Genomic DNA, 18230 nt, shown 5'->3' with positions numbered 1-18230 from the left:
AATACCTCGGCGAAAACCGCCGGTGTCAGCCAGACGGTGCTGGCGCGATGGCTGCGCCGGTCTATCGTTGCCTGACGCAGTGAATGCCAATGCCTGAGGACGACATCATGAACACCAGCGATTTGCTCGAACAACTGCTGCGAGGCCAGGCCTCGGCGGGACAACAACGTGCTGACTCGGCCGGTAACCCGGACGGACTCGGCGGACTGGGCGGCTTGCTCGGTGGTCTGTTGGGTGGCGGTGCAGGCCCCGGCGGCAGTGCGGCGCAGTCCGGTGGGCTGGGCGGTCTGGGCGGTCTGCTCGGAGGTCTGCTCGGCGGCGGTAGCGGTGGTGGCTTGGGCGGCGCGCTGGGTGGGGCACTCGGTGGCGGCGGAACACAAAGTCGTTCCGGCGGCACCAATTATGCGGCGCTGGCCTCATTGGGAATGATGGCGTTCCAGGCATATCAGGCCTGGCAGCGCAGTCAGGCGTCGGCGGCGCCACAACAGATCCCGCAAACGGCCAATCTGCTGGCCGGGCCCGAGATCGAGGAACACAGCCACGCGGTGCTGCGGGCGCTGATCGCGGCGGCCAAGGCGGATGGTGAGATCGATACCCGGGAACAACAGATGATCAACAGTGAAATCAGCAAGCACACCGACGATCCGCAATTGCAGCAGTGGTTCGAAAGCGAAGTCGCCAAACCACTGGATGCGAACGAAGTCGCCGAGGCCGCCAACGGCGACCCGGCCATGGCCGCCGAAATGTACCTGGTCAGCGTGATTCTGGTGGACGATCAGCAGGACGCCGAACGCAACTATCTGGATGAACTGGCCGCCACCCTGCAGATCGACCCGCAATTGCAGGTGCACCTGGAACAGCAGGCCAAGGGGCAGGGCTGAAGCAAAAGTCAACAGATCGCAGCCTTCGGCAGCTCCTACAGGGGAAAAGCGCTCCAAATGTAGGAGCTGCCGAAGGCTGCGATCTGTTGATCTTCAGAGCCAGATTGCGTCCCATAGCGGGTAATCACCCAAACGCTTTACCAGACCGGCCCGCAATGGATTCATGACAATGTAGCGGGCAGCGGCTTTAAGATCTTCATCGCGACGCAGAGCTCGGTCGTAATAGCCGCGTTGCCACACCGGCTCCGAATTGCCTCGCAGCAGGTTGACCGAGCGACTACTGCGCGATTTGACACGGCACATTAATTGCGCCAAAGAGCCTTGTTTTAATTCGACCAGCCAATGGAGGTGGTCCGGCATCACAACCCATGCAAGCGAATGAACCATTCCCGCTTGATCGGCGGCCCGCATCTGCCCTACCAATAGTCGTCCTGCTCTCCAATCCGAAAAAACCGGTCGGCGTTGCTCAACCACCGCTGTCAGCAAATAAACCCGCCCAACCTCCGAATAGCGTCCCTTGCGTAAACCGCAGGCTTTTGCAGCTTCAGGCATTCCTTTGCCCTCCGTAACCATCGTCCTTGAACACTAGCGCTCCCGAAACACTCCGCTCGGCCAAGCCTTTACACGATGTAAATGTAGGAGCTGCCGAAGGCTGCGATCTTTTGATCTTGATCGTAAAAGACAAAATCAAAAGATCGCAGCCTTCGGCAGCTCCTACAGTGACCAGACCAAGTGATCAAGTGAAAGAGAATTGGCGCTGATCGCCGTCCGTCAGGGCAATTTTCATGTCGATTGAATTTTTCTCCGTAGCGGTTGCTCTGCTGCTGTAGAGGCGTGAAACAACGCCCTGACCGGCCAACCGAACGAGAACACTGACATGACTGCCCTGACCCCTCTGCAGGCGCCGAGCGCGCAGCAACAGCCCATCACTGCCGACGGTGACCTGCGGCGTATTTATGAGGCATTGCTGCTTGAGGATGCGCCTGACACCCTCGCGCAGGATTTTCTCGCCGAGCAGTTGCAGCGCGCCGCGCTGCTGCCTGAAGAACTGCCGCAGGATCCGTCGGCGTGGCAGGAGTGGGTCGCCGGGCACTGCACCGAGGTTGCCCGGCAGTATGCCGATTACCTGCAACAGCGTCAGGCCGGCGGACCGCGCCAGTTCTTCAGTAACAAGGCTCATGCGCTGTACTTTCTGCAAGCCGTGGCACCGACCAAACTGGTCGATGGCGCGTGGCTGTACGGCTTGTTGGCGCAATGGCGCGACCCGCGTTTTGATGGCTTGCTGTGTACCTATCTGGAAGAACTCGGCGACGGCAATCCTGCGCAAAACCATGTGGTGATCTATCGCAAACTGCTCGCTGAACACGGTTTGCAGGATGCCAGCGCCATCGCCGATGAGCGTTACCTGCAAGGTGCATTGCAACTGGCACTCGGTGCCTGCGGTGAAGCTTGTTTGCCGGAGGTGATCGGTTACAACCTCGGTTACGAACAATTGCCGCTGCACCTGCTGATCAGTGCCTATGAGCTCAGCGAGTTGGGCATCGATCCGTACTATTTCACCCTGCATGTGACCATCGATAACGCCAGCACCCGTCATGCGCAAAAAGCCGTGCAGGCGGTGCTCGACCTGCTGCCGCTGGAAGCGGATCGCAGCGAGTTTCTGCGCCGGGTATTGCTGGGTTATCGACTCAACGACCTGGGGCAGGGCAGCCGCGCCATCATCGAGGGTTTCGACCTGGAACAGGAAGTGCTGGCGATGCTCGAGCGCAAGCGTCCGTTCGGTCAGCACATGCATTCCGACTACTGCCGCTTCGATGGAAAAACCGTCAATCAGTGGCTGGCCACGCCCGAGCAACTGCCCGGGTTTCTGCAGGTGATGCAGGACAAGGGCTGGATCAAGCGCAATCAAGATCCGCAGGCCAGCCGTTTCTGGCAGTTGATCGATGGCGACGGTGCGGCGATGTTCGGCGTGTTCAGTCCTTATGAAAAGCAACTGCTGCACGACTGGATTGCCGGCGACTGGACGTCCTCGGAGAAGAATCCGACGCCAAGACGCAGCCGTCAGGTCGCCACCCCGGACGCCGCGGTGCCAGAACACGATCCCGATGTGCAGCGTCTGACCTCCTCGCTACAAGGCCAGGACGGTCATGGCCAGATGGCAACACTGATCCCATGGCTGTCACCCGCCCGCCATGCCCACCCGGCGGGTTTGCTGGCGACGCGCCGTTTTATCGAACTCAAATCCAGTCTGCGCTAAGGAACTCTCCATGAATCAGGAAGAACATTTGTCTGCCGACGACCTCACGCTGCTGCAACTCGGCCGACGCTTACAGGCCGACGGTTATCGTTTCATCACGCCGACGCCTTTGACCCATCAGCGGGTCAACCAGCGGGACGAGGGGCAGGTGGCCGATACCTTGCGTGATGTCTTCGGCTGGTCGCGCCCGTTCGAACCGGGGTTGTTGTCCGCCGACGAGCAGCGGCAGTTGCAGGAGGCGCAAGTGATTGACGCCTACGGCGGCCGTTTGAAAAGCCGGGTGCGCTGGTCGAGTCTGGATGACCTGTTGTTCGTGCATTCGGGCTTTCCCACCGATGCCGCCGATTCGGTGTTTTTCGGTCCGGACACCTACCGTTTCGCGCAGTTGATTCACTCACATCTGCAGCAGAGCTTTGCACCGATCCAGCGTGCGGTGGACATCGGTTGCGGTGCGGGCGTTGGTGCGATTCTGATTGCCCGCGCTCGGCGGGAAGCCGAAGTGCTGGCGGTGGATATCAACCCCGCCGCGCTGCGCCTGACCGCGATCAACGCGGCATTGGCCGAGGTCGCCAACGTCGAGGTGCAGGCCAGCGATGTGTTGCAGGGTACCGACGGCCACTTCGACCTGATCGTCGCCAACCCGCCGTACATGGCCGATCCAGCCGGACGCGCCTACCGAAATGGCGGAGGTTCACTCGGGGCCGGGTTGTCGCTGCGTATCGTCGAGCAGGCACTCAATCGGCTGGCACCCGGTGGCTCGTTACTGCTGTACACCGGCGTCGCCATGGTCGATGGCCGTGATCCGTTTTTCGACACCGTGGTGCCACGCCTGGATTCGGCGCGATTCGCTTGGACCTATCGCGAACTGGATCCCGACGTGTTCGGTGAAGAATTGCTGAATCCCGGTTACCAGCGTGTAGACCGGATCGCCGTGGTCGCGCTGACCGTGACCCGCATTGGCTGACACAAGGCAGGTGCGTCATGACCAGGAACCTCGACGACTACAACCGCATGCGCGATTTTTCGGCGACCTCGGAGCCCGCTGCCATCAAGCGCCGTGGCCGCAGCAAGGGGACTGAACATGCGCTGCAGTTCTGCATCCAGAAGCACGACGCTTCGCACCTGCATTATGACTTTCGCCTCGAACTCGATGGCGCGCTGAAGAGCTGGGCGGTGCCCAAGGGGCCGTCGCTCGACCCCAGGGTCAAACGCCTGGCCGTGCACGTCGAAGATCACCCGCTGGATTACGCGACGTTCGAGGGCAGCATTCCCGAAGGGCATTACGGCGCCGGCGAGGTGATCGTCTGGGATCGTGGCGTGTGGATTCCGCAGGAAGACCCGGCCAAGGCTTACGCCAAGGGCAAACTCAAATTCGAACTGCAAGGCGAGAAGCTGTCCGGCCTCTGGAATCTGGTGCGCACCCACATGCCGGGCAAAAAGGAGAACTGGTTTCTGATCAAACATCAGGACAGCGCTGCGCGCCCGCAAGACGATTACGACGTACTCAGCGCCGAGCCGCACAGCGTGCTCAGCGAGCGCACCTTGATCAGTAAGCCCAAGCTCGCCGCCGAGCAAGCCAAACCGGTGCAAAAGGCCCCGGCCAAACCGCGCAAAACGGCGTCCGCTACGCTCACCGGTGCGCGCAAGGCCAAGCTCCCTGCACAACTCAAGCCGGAACTGGCGACGCTGGTCGACAGCGCACCGGAAGGGCAGTGGAGCTACGAGATCAAGTTCGACGGTTACCGGATCATGGCGCGCATCGATCACGATCAGGTTCAGCTGTTTACCCGCAATGGCCATGACTGGACGCACAAACTGCCGCAACAGGCGCAGGCTCTGGCCGAGCTGGGCCTGGAATCGGCGTGGCTGGACGGCGAAATGGTGGTCGCCAACGAACACGGTGTGCCGGACTTTCAGGCACTGCAGAATGCGTTCGAAGCTGGAAGCAGCGGCAGCATCATGTACTACCTGTTCGACATGCCGTATCTCAACGGGGTCGACCTGCGCGAGGTGCCGGTCGAGGAGCGCCGCGCGGCGTTGTCCACGGTACTCGGAGGGCACGAGCAGCCCTTGCTGCGCTTCTCCGAAGCCTTCGACGAAACCCCGGATGCGCTGCTCAACAGCGCCTGCCAGATGCAGATGGAAGGACTGATCGGCAAGCGCCTGGGTTCGCCTTACGTATCGCGGCGCAGCAGCGACTGGATCAAGCTCAAGTGCAAGCATCGTCAGGAATTCGTGGTTGTCGGCTATACCGATCCGAAGGGCGCGCGCAGTGCCTTCGGCGCCTTGCTGCTGGGCTTGCATGACCGCGACAGTGGCGAATTGCGTTACGCCGGCAAGGTCGGCACCGGGTTCAACGACACTACCCTGAAAAGCATCCTTGCCCAACTCAAGCCGTTGCAGGTGAAGAAGGCTGCCGTGGTCAACCCGCCAAGCGGCTTCGACGCCAAGGGTGTGCACTGGCTCAAACCGAATCTGTTGGCGGAAGTGGCATTCGCCGAAATGACCAAGGACGGCTCGGTGCGCCATGCCGTGTTCCATGGTCTGCGCAATGACAAACCGGCGAAGGCAATTACCGAGGAGCGCGCGAAACCCGTGAAGACTTCAGCGAAAGCCACCCCATCGAAAAAGGCTGCACCGGCAAAGAAAAAGGCTGAAGCAGCACCGTCACAGCTGGGCCTCGCCAGCGGCAAGGTGCGCATCACCCACCCCGACCGGGTAATCGATGCGGTCAGTGGCACCACCAAGATGCAACTGGCCGAGTATTACGCCAGCGTCGCCGAATGGATCCTGCCGCAGCTCAAGGATCGTCCGGTGGCATTGGTGCGTGCGCCGGACGGTATCGCCGGCGAACTGTTCTTCCAGAAAAACGCCGAGCGTCTGGCGATTCCCGGCATCACCACGCTGGACAAGGAGGTCACCGGTCAACCGGTGATGCTGATCAACAATGCCGAAGCCTTGATCGGCGCCGTGCAGATGAGCACGGTCGAGTTGCACACCTGGAACGCCACTACCATTGATCTGGACAAGCCTGACCGCTTTGTCCTCGATCTTGACCCGGATCCCGCGCTCCCATGGAAAAGCATGGTCGAAGCCACTGCGCTGACCCTGACCGTGCTCGATGAACTGGGGCTCAAGGCGTTTCTCAAGACCAGCGGTGGCAAAGGCATTCACCTGGTGGTGCCATTGACCCGCAAGCACGGCTGGGATGAGGTCAAGGATTTCAGCCATGCGATCGTCAGTCATATGGCGAATTTGTTGCCGGAACGGTTTTCCGCGATGTCCGGGCCGAAAAATCGGGTGGGGCGAATCTTCATCGATTACCTGCGCAACGGTTTGGGTGCCACCACCATTTGTGCCTACGCGGCGCGCACCCGCGAGGGGCTGCCGGTGTCGGTGCCGCTGTTTCGCGAAGAGGTGGCGCAGATCAAGGGTGGCAATCAGTGGAACATCAGCAATGTCCATGAGCGCCTGAACGAGGTCGGCGACGCGCCGTGGGCCGACATGAAGAAAACCCGCCAGAGCATCACTGCAGAGATGCGCAAGCGGGTTGGCATGAAAAAATGATCAGGTATCGCGCAGCAAGTCGTGGGCGTTGAGGAGTTCGAAAGCGATTTCAGGGTGGTTGCTCAGGCCTCGACGAATGGCCGCCGGAATCGCTTTGCGCGTCTTGCGGCACAGCCCCGGGAGCGCTTCGATCTGAATCTCGATGCCGAGCATGGTGCGCACTTCATGAAAGCCCGGAGCAACTTCAACTCGCAGGCCCAACTGTGCGTGCATGCGATCTTGCAGATGGCGCAGGTCGGCGAGGTCTTTGAGTTGTTCCAGGCGGGCGAGCAGGATTTTTTCCTGCTCGCGAGTCAGGCGCAGGATGCGCAGATCGCTGCCGGAATTTTCCAGCAACGATTCGCGCCCGCAATCGCAGGCGCCGGGCGGGCAGGGTGAGCGCAAAGGCGCAGGCGGCGCAAGAGTCGTCATGGCCTCCATCATAGAGGCCGTCGGACTGTTTTGCCTATGTGCCTTCAGCTGCCATCCATCGGCCGCTGCCTCCGTGACAACTACTGATTCAGGCCTTCGTAATGCACCAGAATCGCGTTGGCAAGGTCTTCATCGCTGGCGTTGAGACCGGGGTTGTCGTGCCGGACCTGTTGCAGCACCGACTCCAGATAAACCCCTCGTATGGCCCCGCCGCTGGCCACGAACGCTGACAGGTCATCGCGCGCCGGGATCACCATTTTGTGATCCTTGAAGGTCGAGTAAAGCGATGCGGAAACACCCGCCGAGGTGGCGACATCGCCGGCATCGACACGGGCCAGAGCCGAGCCGACAGGGAGGCACAGCAGGAGAGAAGAAACGAGCACTAACTTGCGCATGACGGTGTTCCTCCACAAGCGCGAAGCAAAAAGGAAGACTACATAATCTCAGAGGTGCGACCTCTGCCGGAGTTCCGTTCAAACACGCGGATACTTCCTGAAACGCTCTGAAGCGGCACATCTGCACAAATAAGCTTAACTGAACTCCTGACAGGTGCATTCGGCGCGCCTCAGGAGGAACCCACCGTGTCGATCAAATTGCGTTTGCTGTTGCTGATAGCAACCAGCCTGCTGACAGCGCTGATCGTGAGTCTGGTCAGCTATGTGGGGAATACGCGGATGTCCGCGGCGGTTGGCGACAACGCGGTGAGCATGACTGCGCTGCGCAATCACATGGAAGCCGACATGATGCACGATGCACTGCGGGCTGACGTGTACTCGGCGATGCTGGTGGGCTTGGGCAAAAGTACCGGCACGGCCGCCGAAGTGCGGGATTCGATCAACGAGCACGCGAGCCATTTTCGCGAAGTACTGGATGAAAACCTCAAACTGCCGGTCAACCCGACAATCAAGACCGCGCTCGAACAGATCAAGCCCAGTCTGGACACCTACATCGAGGCGGCCGAGCGCATTGTCGGCCTGGCACTGGACAACCCGGACAGCGCGCAACGGGAGCTCGGTACGTTCAACACCGCCTTCACTCAGCTTGAAGAGCAGATGGCCGCGCTCAGTGAGCTGATTGAAAGCAATACCCGGGACACCAGCAAAGCCACCGACAGCGCCATTCGAAATGCCAACATCGCCCTCGGCGTGGTGCTGCTCGCCAGCCTGTTGCTATTGCTGGCGCAAGGGCGTTGGGTGACCCGCAGCATCATGGGGCCGCTGAAGTCCGCCAACCACATCGCCCAAAGCATTGCGCATGGCAACCTCAGCGAGCCGATCAGTGAACCGGCCGGCAAGGATGAAGCCAGCACGCTGATCCGCAGCCTGGCGACCATGCAGCGCGATCTGCGCGACATGATCGACGTGGTGCGCCGCAACGCGCATGGCGTCAGCGGCATGAGCGAGCAGTTGAGCCACGGCTGCCATCAGGTCGCCGACAGCAGTCAGCAGCAAAGCGCCGCCGCCGGCACCATGGCCGCTGCCGCGAGCCAGATGACCGCCAGCATCGAGGAAATCACCCGCCACGCCGAACGCGCACTGGGCATGGCCAATCAGGCCGAGTCGCTGGCCAAGAGCGGCGGACAGGTGATCCATCAGGTGGTCAGCGACATGGACGACATCGCCCGCTCGGCGCAGCAGTCGGCACAGGTGATCCGCACGCTGGATCAGGAATCCGAAGGCATCTTCAACATCATTCAGGTGATCAAGAGCATCGCCGACCAGACCAACCTGCTGGCACTCAACGCCGCTATCGAGGCGGCGCGGGCCGGCGAGCAGGGCCGGGGCTTTGCCGTGGTCGCCGACGAAGTGCGCAGTCTGGCCGCGCGTACCAGCGCTTCAACCCAGGAAATCGCGTCGATGGTCGCGCGCATCCAGAACAGTACCCGCGAAGCGGTCAGCAGCATGGAGGCCGGCGTGGCTCAGGTCGACAAAGGCATGGCGGTCACGGCGGAAGTCGAGCGGGCGATCCGCGAGATCCTCGACGCCACCCTCAGCACCACGCAACTGGTCAATGACATCACCCGCACCATCGGCGAGCAAAGCCAGGCCAGCAACGAAATTGCCCATCAGGTGGAAATGATCGCCGGGATGTCCGAGGGCAACAGCAAGGTGATCGGGCAGACGGCCAACACCACTGATGAACTGTCGAGTCTGGCGGGGGCGCTGGCGTTGTCGGTGGACCGGTTTCGGTTGTAGGGCCGCTATCGCGAGCAGGTTTGCGGATCATGTTCAGCCCAAACCGGCCGATAACGCCAACAGCGGAAAAAGACTCTCAAGTCGGGAACAGACGCGCGGGTTTGCCCTGACGTGATATTCTTCGCGCCAACTTGGTTTGACCTTATTCAGTTTGCCTGCCCTTTGGGCGGGCTGACGGAATCCCTGTCGCTCAAGTAGCTGAAGCCAATAATGATAAAAAGTCAGTTCAGAAGGGACATTAACTGAGGTCGATGCGGTACGTCGGCCTTGTGTGCCCACCCGTCAACATTGCAGTGTGAAGGTGCCCGCGACCCTGGCCTGAGTGTCGCGACAAAAGGCCCTCATACCTACAACAGCGGCGGGCGGAAGGCGTTTTATCATAGGTGCAACGGATGTTTAAGAAAGTGAACACAGCCTTGCTCGGGCTGGCTTTGGCGATGGGGATGTCGTCCGCCAATGCTGCAGAAGCAAAGAAAGTCGACGTTCTGCTGATCGGCGGCGGCATCATGAGCACCACCCTGGGTGTGTGGATCAATGAGTTGGAGCCAAGCTGGTCGATGGAAATGGTCGAGCGCCTCGATGGCGTCGCCCTGGAAAGCTCCAACGGCTGGAACAACGCCGGTACCGGTCACTCGGCCCTGGCTGAGCTGAACTACACCCCGGAAGACGACAAAGGCAACGTGACGATCCCGAAAGCCGTCGAGATCAACGAAGCGTTCCAGGTTTCCCGTCAGTTCTGGGCCTGGCAGGTTCAGCAAGGCGTTCTGAAGAACCCTCGCTCGTTCATCAACACCACGCCGCACATGAGCTTCGTGTGGGGTGACGACAACATCAAGTTCCTGAAAAAGCGCTACGAAGCCCTGCAGGCGAGCCCGCTGTTCGCCGGCATGCAGTACTCCGAAGACCCGGCTGTGATCAAGAAGTGGGTCCCGCTGATGATGGAAGGGCGTGACCCGAACCAGAAAATCGCGGCCACCTGGAGCCCGCTGGGTACCGACATGAACTTCGGCGAAATCACCCGCCAGTTCGCCGGTTACCTGCAGACCAAGCCTAACTTCGACCTGAAGCTGTCGAGTGAAGTCGAAGACATCACCAAGAACGCCGACGGCACCTGGCGCGTCAGCTACAAAAACCTGAAAGACGGCACCAAAACCGAAACCGACGCCAAGTTCGTGTTCATCGGCGCCGGTGGCGGCGCTCTGCACCTGCTGCAGAAGTCCGGCATTCCTGAAGCCAAGGAATATGCTGGCTTCCCGGTAGGCGGCTCGTTCCTGGTGACCGATAACCCGGCCATCGCCGAGCAGCACCTGGCCAAGGCCTACGGTAAAGCTTCGGTTGGCGCACCGCCGATGTCGGTTCCGCACCTGGACACCCGTGTTCTGGACGGCAAGCGCGTCATCCTGTTTGGCCCATTCGCGACCTTCAGCACCAAGTTCCTCAAAGAAGGCTCGTACCTGGACCTGCTGACCAGCACCACCACCCACAACATCTGGCCAATGACCAAGGTCGGCATCAAGGAATACCCGCTGGTCGAGTACCTGGCCGGTCAACTGATGCTGTCGGATGAAGACCGTCTGAACGCGCTGAAGGAATACTTCCCGAACGCCAAAGCCGAAGACTGGCGCCTGTGGCAAGCCGGCCAGCGCGTGCAGATCATCAAGCGTGATGAAGCCGCTGGCGGCGTGCTGAAACTGGGCACCGAAATCGTTGCTGCACAAGACGGCTCCATCGCCGGTCTGCTGGGCGCATCGCCAGGCGCGTCGACTGCTGCACCAATCATGCTGAGCGTGCTGCAGAAAGTCTTCAAAGACAAAGTCGCTACCCCTGAGTGGCAAGCCAAGCTGCACCAGATCGTTCCAAGCTACGGCACCCAGCTGAACAACGATCCGGCCAAAGTGGCACAAGAGTGGGCGTACACCGCCAAGATCCTCGAACTGCCAACGCCTCCGGTGATCGGTCAGGCTGCTCCGGCTGCACCTGCAGCTGAGAAAGCTGAAGCGCCGAAGGAAAATGCTGCACGTGACATGGCGCTGTAACCACACGCCAGATGCACAAAAGCCCACTGCACCGGTAACGGTCAGTGGGCTTTTTTTGTGCCAAAAAACCGCTGTAGGAGCAGCCGCAGCCTGCGGCAGCTCCTACACAGGTTTCGCTTTCGCCAGGTAGGCGCCCAACCGCCGTCCCATTTCCTCGCCGAGGGCCTGCAACCCACTCAACGGCCGCACCATCACCTCGAACTCGATAATTTTCCCGCTCTCATCGAAGCGAATCATGTCGATCCCCTTCAACTCTTTCGTCCCCACCTTGGCACTGAACTCCAGCACCACATTCAATCCATCGGCAGTCGCCAGTTCACGGTGGTATTTGAAATCTTCAAACACGTTGAACACGGTGTTGAGGATCATCGTCACCACTGGCGCGCCGGGGTAGGGCGAGTGGGCCATGGGCGAGCGGAACAGCGCATTCTGATCAAGCAGCTCGGGCAGAGCCTTGAGGTTGCCGGTGCGGATCATCTCGTGCCAGCGCTTCAGGGATTCGGCGGCGTTGGGGTGCAGGTTCAGTTCGGACATTGACCACTCCTGGAATTGTTGTTGTTGTTTTTCGCGCGACGGCAATCACTCTAGTTCAAAGCGGCGTGCCCCCGAATCTTTGTGTGCCGATCTGAATACCACGCCATGTCCGGAACAGATCAGTTTGGTATCTGATCCGTATTTTTCTGTTGTATCTGCCTCTGTAACCGGCTCAGTCAGGCGCTCAGAATAGCCCGGCAATTCGGTCACCCGCGGCAGCCCTTCATCCCGAAGCGCCCGGTGCACCGCAAGCTCAACATTAAGGAGAGCAGCATGAACAAGATGGCGATTTTCCTCGGTGGGTTTCTGACATTGACCATTCTGATCGGAATGCTTGCGACAATTTCTCCGGTCTGACCCCGGCAGTACTCCACCAGACTCCAGCGCCCTTTCTTATCGAAGGGCGTGACTGTTTCTACTGCGTTGTCATTTCTCGCATCACACCATACTGGTGTCCGTCCGCTAACTGGACTAAACCGGGATATCCAGTCCCGGAAATGTTCACTGTGCCTGATCTGTCATGGACTCGTTGATCAACGCTGCCGGCCGTGCGCTCGCGGTGGGTGATCCGCTGGCCGCGTTGAAGCTCGTCGCCCTGCGTGAAGACCCGCCTGCGCTGGCGCTGCGTGGCATCGCCATGGCTCAGCTCGGTGATGTGTCCCGAGCCAAGGCGCTGCTGCAGCGGGCGGTCAAGGCGTTCGGCGCCAACGAGCCGTTGTCCCGAGCGCGCTGCGTCGTGGCCGAGGCCGAAGTGGCGCTGGCGACGCGGGATCTGGGCTGGCCGGTTAAAGCGCTGGAGGCGGCGCGGCAGCTCTTGCTCGATCACGGCGATCAACTGAACGCTGCGCATGCCCGCTATTTGCAAATCCGCCGGCTGTTGCTGATCGGCCAGCTCGATGAGGCGCGGGCGTTGCTCGCTGCACTTGATCCCACCGCGCTGCCCCCGCCGTTGCGGGCCGCTCATGGATTGATGACGGCCGGTATTGCGCTGCGTCAGGTGCAGGCGCACACGGCGCGGGCGGCGCTGGAGCTTGCGCAACGGGCGGCGCAGCAAGCGGCTATTCCCGCGCTGACCGCAGAGACCGAACAGGCCTTGCAAATGCTCGATGCACCTGCGGCGCAACTGATTGTGTCTGGCCGGTCTCAGACCGTGACGCTCGCGCAGGTTGAAGCGTTGTTCGCCTCGCCGGCGCTGGTGGTCGATGCGTGTCGCTACAGCGTGCGCGGCGCGGGGATGACAGTGGCCCTGGCGACGCGTCCGGTGCTGTTCGGTCTGCTGCGGATGCTGGCTCAGGCGTGGCCGGCAGATGTGTCGAGAGAGGCGCTGATCGCTCAGGCGTTTCGCTTGAAACTAAGCGACGAATCCCATCGCGCACGCCTGCGGGTGGAGATCGGTCGCCTGCGTTCGGCGTTGCAGCCACTGGCGCGGATCATCGCGACGGCGCGCGGTTTTGCCTTGGTCGCCGACGATGTGGCGTTGCTCACTTTGCCGGTCGAGGACAAGTACGCGACACTGCTGGCCTTGCTCGCCGATGGCGAATCCTGGTCGAGTTCGGCGCTGGCGTTGGCGTTGGGCTGCAGTCAGCGGCAAGTGCAGCGCTCACTGGAAGCACTGGCGCAGGCGGATAAAGTGCAAGGGTTCGGCGTGGGTCGTGCGCGGCGCTGGACCACGCCGCCGTTGCCGGGTTTCGCGACGATCTTGTTACTCCCGGTGTCGTTGGGCAATGGCTAGGCTGGACACTCCTACCAACGAGGAAGGCAGCATGAAACAGGCAAACGCAGAAATCCTTCGTGAGTACGGCCCGTTCGACGGCGTCGAACGTGTCCACGGCGTAACCTTCGACGGCCAGCACGTGTGGTTCGCCAGTGACGGCCAGCTCAATGCGCTGGACCCGGCCAGCGGCAAAACCGTGCGCACGCTCAAGGTCGGTGCCGACGCTGGCACCGCGTTCGACGGCCAGTACTTGTTCCAGATTGCCGACAGCCGCATCCAGAAAATCGACCCGACCACCGGCCGTGTGCTGAACACCGTGCCGGCGCCCGGCGGCGGCAACGATTCGGGGATGGCCTGGGCCGAAGGCTCGCTGTGGATCGGCCAGTATCGCGAGCGCAAGATCTATCAGGTCGATCCGGAGACCGGCGCGGTCTTGCGCACGCTGGCGTCAGACCGCTTTGTCACCGGGGTCACCTGGGTCGACGGCGCGTTATGGCATGGCACCTGGGAAGGCGATGAAAGTGAACTGCGCCGGGTCGATCCGCAAGATGGCGAGGTCCTGGAGCGTTTGAAGATGCCTGCGGGGACAGGCGTTTCCGGGCTGGAAGCGGATGACGGCGAGCGCTTTTACTGCGGTGGCGGGGGGAGTGGGCGGCTGCGGGCGGTGCGGCGGCCCAAGTGATGGAGGGTGCCTGTTCTGGCCCTTCGCGAGCAGGCTCGCTCCCACATGGGTTCAGCCTCAACCGGGCAAAATGTGAGAGCGAGCCTGCTCGAGAAGGGGCCAGCAGCTTCACTGAAAATCTCTCGGTGAATCAAGGCGCACCAAACACCATCGTCCAGTAAACCCCTTCATCACTGCGCGCCTCACTGGCAAAACCCGCGCCGACCTGGGTGAACATCGGGTTCATCAGGTTGGCACAATGCCCGGGACTGGCCAGCCATCCGGCCATCGCCTTGCCCGGTGAACTCTGTCCGGCGGCGATGTTTTCGCCGATCTGCCGGCCCCGATAACCTGCCGCCCGGGCGCGATCGGCCGGCATGTCGCCGTCTGGATCACGGTGGGCGAAGTAGTTGCCGTAGGCCATGGCCTTGCTATGCCCTTGCGCGGCGGCTCCCAGCGCCGGGTTCCAGCTGAGCGGGCGAGCGGCGGCGAAGCGCTGGCGTCCGCACATCCGTGGGCGTGCACGGGCGGCGTTGACCTCGGCGAGCAAGGCTTTGCCGACGCTGCGGTTGTCGCCGACGCGACTGTCGAGCACCGGTTGCGCCAGCACCACTTGCCATTCACCGCGGGCGCGGCTGACGCCGATGTCGGCGTACTGGGCGTCGAGCAGGGCGGTGCAGTGGCTGTCTTGCAGCTGTTCGAAGGCTTCCTCGGCATCCCCGGCACCGACGATGCGGATGCTGCGCACCGCTACCGCCGAATATCCCGAAGACTTCAATCTCTCGCGCAAGCCACCGCCGTAGCCATAGCCGATCGGCAACGCCAGATTCGACTTCAGCGACAGTGGCGCCAGGCGCTGGGCAGGGCGGCGTTCGCAGCGTTGCGGATGGGCGCGGTAATCGTTGATGGCGGCCACCAGCTGCCGCTCTTCGCTGGCGTGGACGGTCTCGGTGAACAGTGGGGCAAGGATCAGCAGGCACAGCGAAACGAAGCGTGATGAGCGAACGACATGGCGCATGGGACGGCAGACTCAGGGGAAAGGACAGTGCTGAAGTGGGCAGCCGCGGAATGCGGCGCCACTAGGACTGGGCTTTTTGCACTTGGTTCATGCTGGCAAACTGGCTTTTTTGGTGGGTGTGAAGGGGAGGGTGATCCTGGATTTTGTATTGCTCGCGAAGGGGCCAGTTCAGCCGACGCAATAATCGGCTATCAGCGATCAAGCACTGCCTGCATCCACTGCAGATACTGCGCCCGCTCGGAAATCGAGTTGTGCCCCGAATCCGGCACTACTCGCAGCGTCGCCACACCTTTGGGGAAATGCCCCAGCAGCCGCTGCGTGCTGTCCCGTGGAATCACCTCGTCATCGCTGGCTGCCAGCAGCAGGGTCGGTACTTGAATGTGCGCGGCATAGCGACCCGACTCGAAGCGATCCTTCAGCAGCCATTTCACCGGAAACCACGGGTATTGGCGCACGGCGATTTCTTCGAGGCTGTTGTACGGCGTCACCAGAATCAATGTCTGCGCCGGGCGCTGACTCGCCAGCCGCACCGCCACTCCGGAACCCAGGCTGCGCCCGACCACGGCAATCTGCGGATGGCTGGCGTAGACCCGGTCAAACAGCGCCAGTGCATCTTCGGCAATCGCTTCCTCCGAGGGTGAGCCACCGCTGCCGCCAAAGCCCCGGTAGTTCAGCAGATACACCGCGTAATCGGGAAACGCTGCGCTGAATGAAGGCAGGTTGTGCGACACGTCCTCGGCATTCCCGCCGAAGTAGATCAGCGCTTTCGGCCCCGCATGTTCGCGAACGGTTATCCAGACATCGGCATCCGGCATCGCCAGTTTCAGCCGTGAATCTGCCGTGGTCACGGCACTGCCAGGCTGGGGGAAATAGATCAGCGAACGCTGAAACACGAACAATGCTCCGCACAGCAAAACGTAGAGGGCAATGAGCAAAGCGACGACTGACATCAGGATTCTGGACATTCGGCTAACTTTAACGGGACGCGGGTGTTCGCTGTCGCAGTGTAGTTCAGCGCCGTGGAGGGACAGCCGTCGCACACAACGTGCAACAGATTCACGCAGCAGGGGAACCAGCATGAGCCACACTGAGGGTTGCTCCCGTCGCCGATTGCTCACGCTGGCTGCCGGGGTTTCGGCGGTCCTGACCTTTGACCGGGCGTTGGCCACTGCCATGACGCCGACTGCCACTTCGCCGAACCAGGCAGGAGACCAGACCATGCAGACCCGCGCCATCCCTTCCAGCGCCGAACGACTGCCCGTGGTGGGCCTGGGCACTTATCGTAGCTTCGACGTTGCGCCCGGCGAGACCGCCTATAAACAACTGCCGGCAGTGCTCGACGAGCTGTTCAGAAAGGGTGGCACGCTGATCGACAGCTCACCGATGTATGGCCGCGCCGAGCAGACCACTGGCGAACTGCTGGCGATCCATGAACCGCGTTCGCCGGCCTTTCTCGCCACCAAGGTCTGGACGCGCGGGCGCAAGGAAGGTATCGCGCAGATGGAGCAATCCTTCCGTCTGCTGCGCACCGAACGCATCGACCTGATGCAGATCCACAACCTGCTGGACTGGCAAAGTCATCTGCCGACTCTGCGCGAGTGGAAAACCGAGGGGCGTATCCGCTACATCGGCATCACCCATTACACGCCCTCGGCTTACGACGAAGTCGAAGCAGTGCTCAAGGCTGAACCACTCGATTTTCTGCAAATCAATTACGCCCTCGATGACCGTGGCGTGGAAAAACGCATTCTGCCGTTGTGCCGCGAGCGCGGGGTCGCGGTGATCTGCAACCGGCCGTTTGGCGGTGGCGGGTTGCTCGAGCGGCTCAAGGGCAGGCCGCTGCCGGCGTGGGTGTCGGACGTGCAGGTCAACAGTTGGCCGCAACTGGCGCTGAAGTTTTTGCTGTCGCACCCGGCGGTGACCTGCGTGATTCCCGGCACCGGCAATCCGCGCTACATGACCGACAACGCCGGCGCCGGGTTTGGGCCGATGCTCACCGATGCGCAGCGGCATCAGTTGATTGCGCTGCTGGGATAGCTGCCTGCGCGCGATACCGCAGCGCCTCGACCAACAACGCAAACGCCGGCGCCGCCTGCCGTCGACTCGGGTAATACAGGTGATAACCGGCAAACGTCGGGCACCAGTCTGCCAGCACTTGTAGCAGACGCCCGTCGGCCAGATAGGGCGCGACGATGTTTTCCGGAATGTAGCTCAGGCCAAAACCGTCGAGTGCAGCGTCGAGCAGCGGATACACGCCATTGAGGGTGACTTGCCCGGAAACCCGCACCTTGAGGCTTTCGCCGTCCTTCTCGAACTCCCAGGTGTACAGCCCGCCGTTGGTGGGCAGGCGCAGGTTGTTACAGGCGTGGGCGGTCAGGTCTCGTGGTGTTTGTGGCTGTTCACGCTTGGCGAAGTAAGCAGGGGCGCCGACCACCGCCATGCGCATGTCCGGGCCGATGCGGGTGGCAATCATGCCTTGCGCGACATCTTCGCCCAGCCGCACGCCGGCGTCGAAGCCTTGCCCGGCGATGTCAACGAAACCGTAGTCGCAGATCACCTCGACGGCGATGTCCGGGTATTGGGGCAGGAATTCCTTGAGCACCGGACGCAACAGCCAATTCAGCGAATGGTCGGTGGCACTGATGCGGATCCGGCCTGCGGGCGTCTCGCGCAGGTTGCTCAGTGCCGCCAGTTCCTGCTCGATCTCTTCGAAGCGCGGGCCGATGGTCTGCAGCAGATGTTCGCCAGCCTCGGTGGGTGAGACGCTGCGGGTGGTGCGCGTCAGCAAGCGCAGGCCAAGGCGCGCTTCGAGTGCGCGAATGGTATGGCTGAGCGCCGATTGTGAAACGCCCAGTTTGGCTGCGGCTTTGGTGAAGCTGCGCTCGCGGGCCACGGCAAGGAAGGCGAGCAGGTCACTGGCGTTTTCTCGAAGCATTGATGAGTGTCCTGCATAAGT

Annotated in this window: 16 protein-coding genes and 1 pseudogene; 10 read left to right on the top strand and 7 right to left on the bottom strand. The window is 61.6% G+C overall.

Translation table 11 applies throughout. The annotated features are described in order from the left end of the window. Window positions 1–107 precede the first annotated feature (107 nt). Window positions 108–881, top strand: a complete 774-nt coding sequence (locus tag ACYZUM_RS14645) for a tellurite resistance TerB family protein (RefSeq protein WP_108184408.1) — start codon at window positions 108–110, stop codon at window positions 879–881. Between the two features lie 93 nt (window positions 882–974). Here ACYZUM_RS14645 and ACYZUM_RS14640 read toward each other — a convergent pair whose 3' ends face one another. Further along, on the bottom strand, window positions 975–1433 hold the full coding sequence (locus tag ACYZUM_RS14640; RefSeq protein WP_108183090.1) for an REP-associated tyrosine transposase: 459 nt from the start codon (window positions 1431–1433) through the stop codon (window positions 975–977). A gap of 325 nt (window positions 1434–1758) precedes the next feature. On the opposite strand from ACYZUM_RS14640, the gene ACYZUM_RS14635 reads away from it, so the two are divergent. Genes ACYZUM_RS14635 through ligD form a run of 3 tightly spaced genes read left to right on the top strand, consistent with a single transcriptional unit; the run spans window position 1759 to window position 6705 of the window. Continuing rightward, the gene (locus tag ACYZUM_RS14635) at window positions 1759–3138 is read left to right on the top strand and encodes an iron-containing redox enzyme family protein (RefSeq protein WP_142579979.1); all 1380 of its coding nucleotides are present in this window, start codon (window positions 1759–1761) and stop codon (window positions 3136–3138) included. Between the two features lie 10 nt (window positions 3139–3148). Next, the gene (locus ACYZUM_RS14630; protein WP_108183088.1) at window positions 3149–4102 is read left to right on the top strand and encodes a methyltransferase; all 954 of its coding nucleotides are present in this window, start codon (window positions 3149–3151) and stop codon (window positions 4100–4102) included. 17 nt (window positions 4103–4119) lie between these two features. Then, a complete protein-coding gene (gene ligD, locus ACYZUM_RS14625; protein WP_108183087.1) occupies window positions 4120–6705 on the top strand; it encodes a DNA ligase D in 2586 nt (861 codons plus the stop codon). Here the strand turns inward: ligD and ACYZUM_RS14620 are convergent, their stop codons facing one another. Together ACYZUM_RS14620 and ACYZUM_RS14615 are read right to left on the bottom strand one after the other, a co-directional pair. Further along, complete coding sequence (locus tag ACYZUM_RS14620; protein WP_108183086.1) at window positions 6706–7128, bottom strand: hypothetical protein; 423 nt, start codon at window positions 7126–7128, stop codon at window positions 6706–6708. 68 nt (window positions 7129–7196) lie between these two features. After that, a complete protein-coding gene (locus ACYZUM_RS14615; RefSeq protein WP_025111286.1) occupies window positions 7197–7511 on the bottom strand; it encodes a DUF2388 domain-containing protein in 315 nt (104 codons plus the stop codon). A gap of 186 nt (window positions 7512–7697) precedes the next feature. Here ACYZUM_RS14615 and ACYZUM_RS14610 point away from each other — a divergent pair. The 3 genes and pseudogenes from ACYZUM_RS14610 to mqo all read left to right on the top strand — a co-directional run. Beyond that, window positions 7698–8456, top strand: a pseudogene (locus ACYZUM_RS14610) (HAMP domain-containing protein); the annotation flags it as partial. Next, window positions 8448–9311: a methyl-accepting chemotaxis protein gene (locus ACYZUM_RS14605; protein WP_411157871.1), complete on the top strand. Its 864-nt coding sequence runs from the start codon at window positions 8448–8450 to the stop codon at window positions 9309–9311. The pseudogene ACYZUM_RS14610 and the gene ACYZUM_RS14605, both read left to right, overlap by 9 nt. A 392-nt stretch (window positions 9312–9703) precedes the next feature. After that, window positions 9704–11347 (top strand): malate dehydrogenase (quinone), encoded by a 1644-nt coding sequence (gene mqo, locus ACYZUM_RS14600; RefSeq protein ID WP_041073501.1) that lies wholly within the window; start codon window positions 9704–9706, stop codon window positions 11345–11347. Window positions 11348–11449: 102 nt separating this feature from the next. On the opposite strand, the gene ACYZUM_RS14595 is transcribed toward mqo, so the two are convergent. Further along, window positions 11450–11881, bottom strand: a complete 432-nt coding sequence (locus ACYZUM_RS14595; RefSeq protein ID WP_108183084.1) for a nuclear transport factor 2 family protein — start codon at window positions 11879–11881, stop codon at window positions 11450–11452. Between the two features lie 520 nt (window positions 11882–12401). Between ACYZUM_RS14595 and ACYZUM_RS14590 the strand changes: the two genes are divergently transcribed. After that, a complete protein-coding gene (locus ACYZUM_RS14590) occupies window positions 12402–13613 on the top strand; it encodes a helix-turn-helix domain-containing protein (RefSeq protein WP_108183083.1) in 1212 nt (403 codons plus the stop codon). Window positions 13614–13644: 31 nt separating this feature from the next. Next, window positions 13645–14277, top strand: coding sequence for a Vgb family protein (locus ACYZUM_RS14585; RefSeq protein WP_041073494.1), 633 nt, complete (start codon window positions 13645–13647; stop codon window positions 14275–14277). Between the two features lie 130 nt (window positions 14278–14407). Here the strand turns inward: ACYZUM_RS14585 and ACYZUM_RS14580 are convergent, their stop codons facing one another. Both ACYZUM_RS14580 and ACYZUM_RS14575 read right to left on the bottom strand, forming a co-directional pair. Further along, window positions 14408–15274 carry a CAP domain-containing protein gene (locus tag ACYZUM_RS14580; RefSeq protein ID WP_108183082.1) on the bottom strand — a complete coding sequence of 289 codons (867 nt, stop codon included), beginning with the start codon at window positions 15272–15274 and terminating at the stop codon, window positions 14408–14410. Window positions 15275–15465: 191 nt separating this feature from the next. After that, on the bottom strand, window positions 15466–16239 hold the full coding sequence (locus tag ACYZUM_RS14575; protein ID WP_108183081.1) for an alpha/beta hydrolase: 774 nt from the start codon (window positions 16237–16239) through the stop codon (window positions 15466–15468). A gap of 112 nt (window positions 16240–16351) precedes the next feature. Between ACYZUM_RS14575 and ACYZUM_RS14570 the strand changes: the two genes are divergently transcribed. Next, complete coding sequence (locus ACYZUM_RS14570; protein WP_262949370.1) at window positions 16352–17311, top strand: aldo/keto reductase; 960 nt, start codon at window positions 16352–16354, stop codon at window positions 17309–17311. On the opposite strand, the gene ACYZUM_RS14565 is transcribed toward ACYZUM_RS14570, so the two are convergent. Beyond that, complete coding sequence (locus ACYZUM_RS14565) at window positions 17268–18209, bottom strand: LysR family transcriptional regulator (RefSeq protein WP_108183079.1); 942 nt, start codon at window positions 18207–18209, stop codon at window positions 17268–17270. The genes ACYZUM_RS14570 and ACYZUM_RS14565 overlap by 44 nt on opposite strands. Window positions 18210–18230 lie beyond the last annotated feature (21 nt).

It is taken from the genome of Pseudomonas sp. m6p, assembly GCF_055760375.1.
Note: the sequence above shows the minus strand (reverse complement) of the source record. Positions and strands in the feature narration are given on the sequence as shown.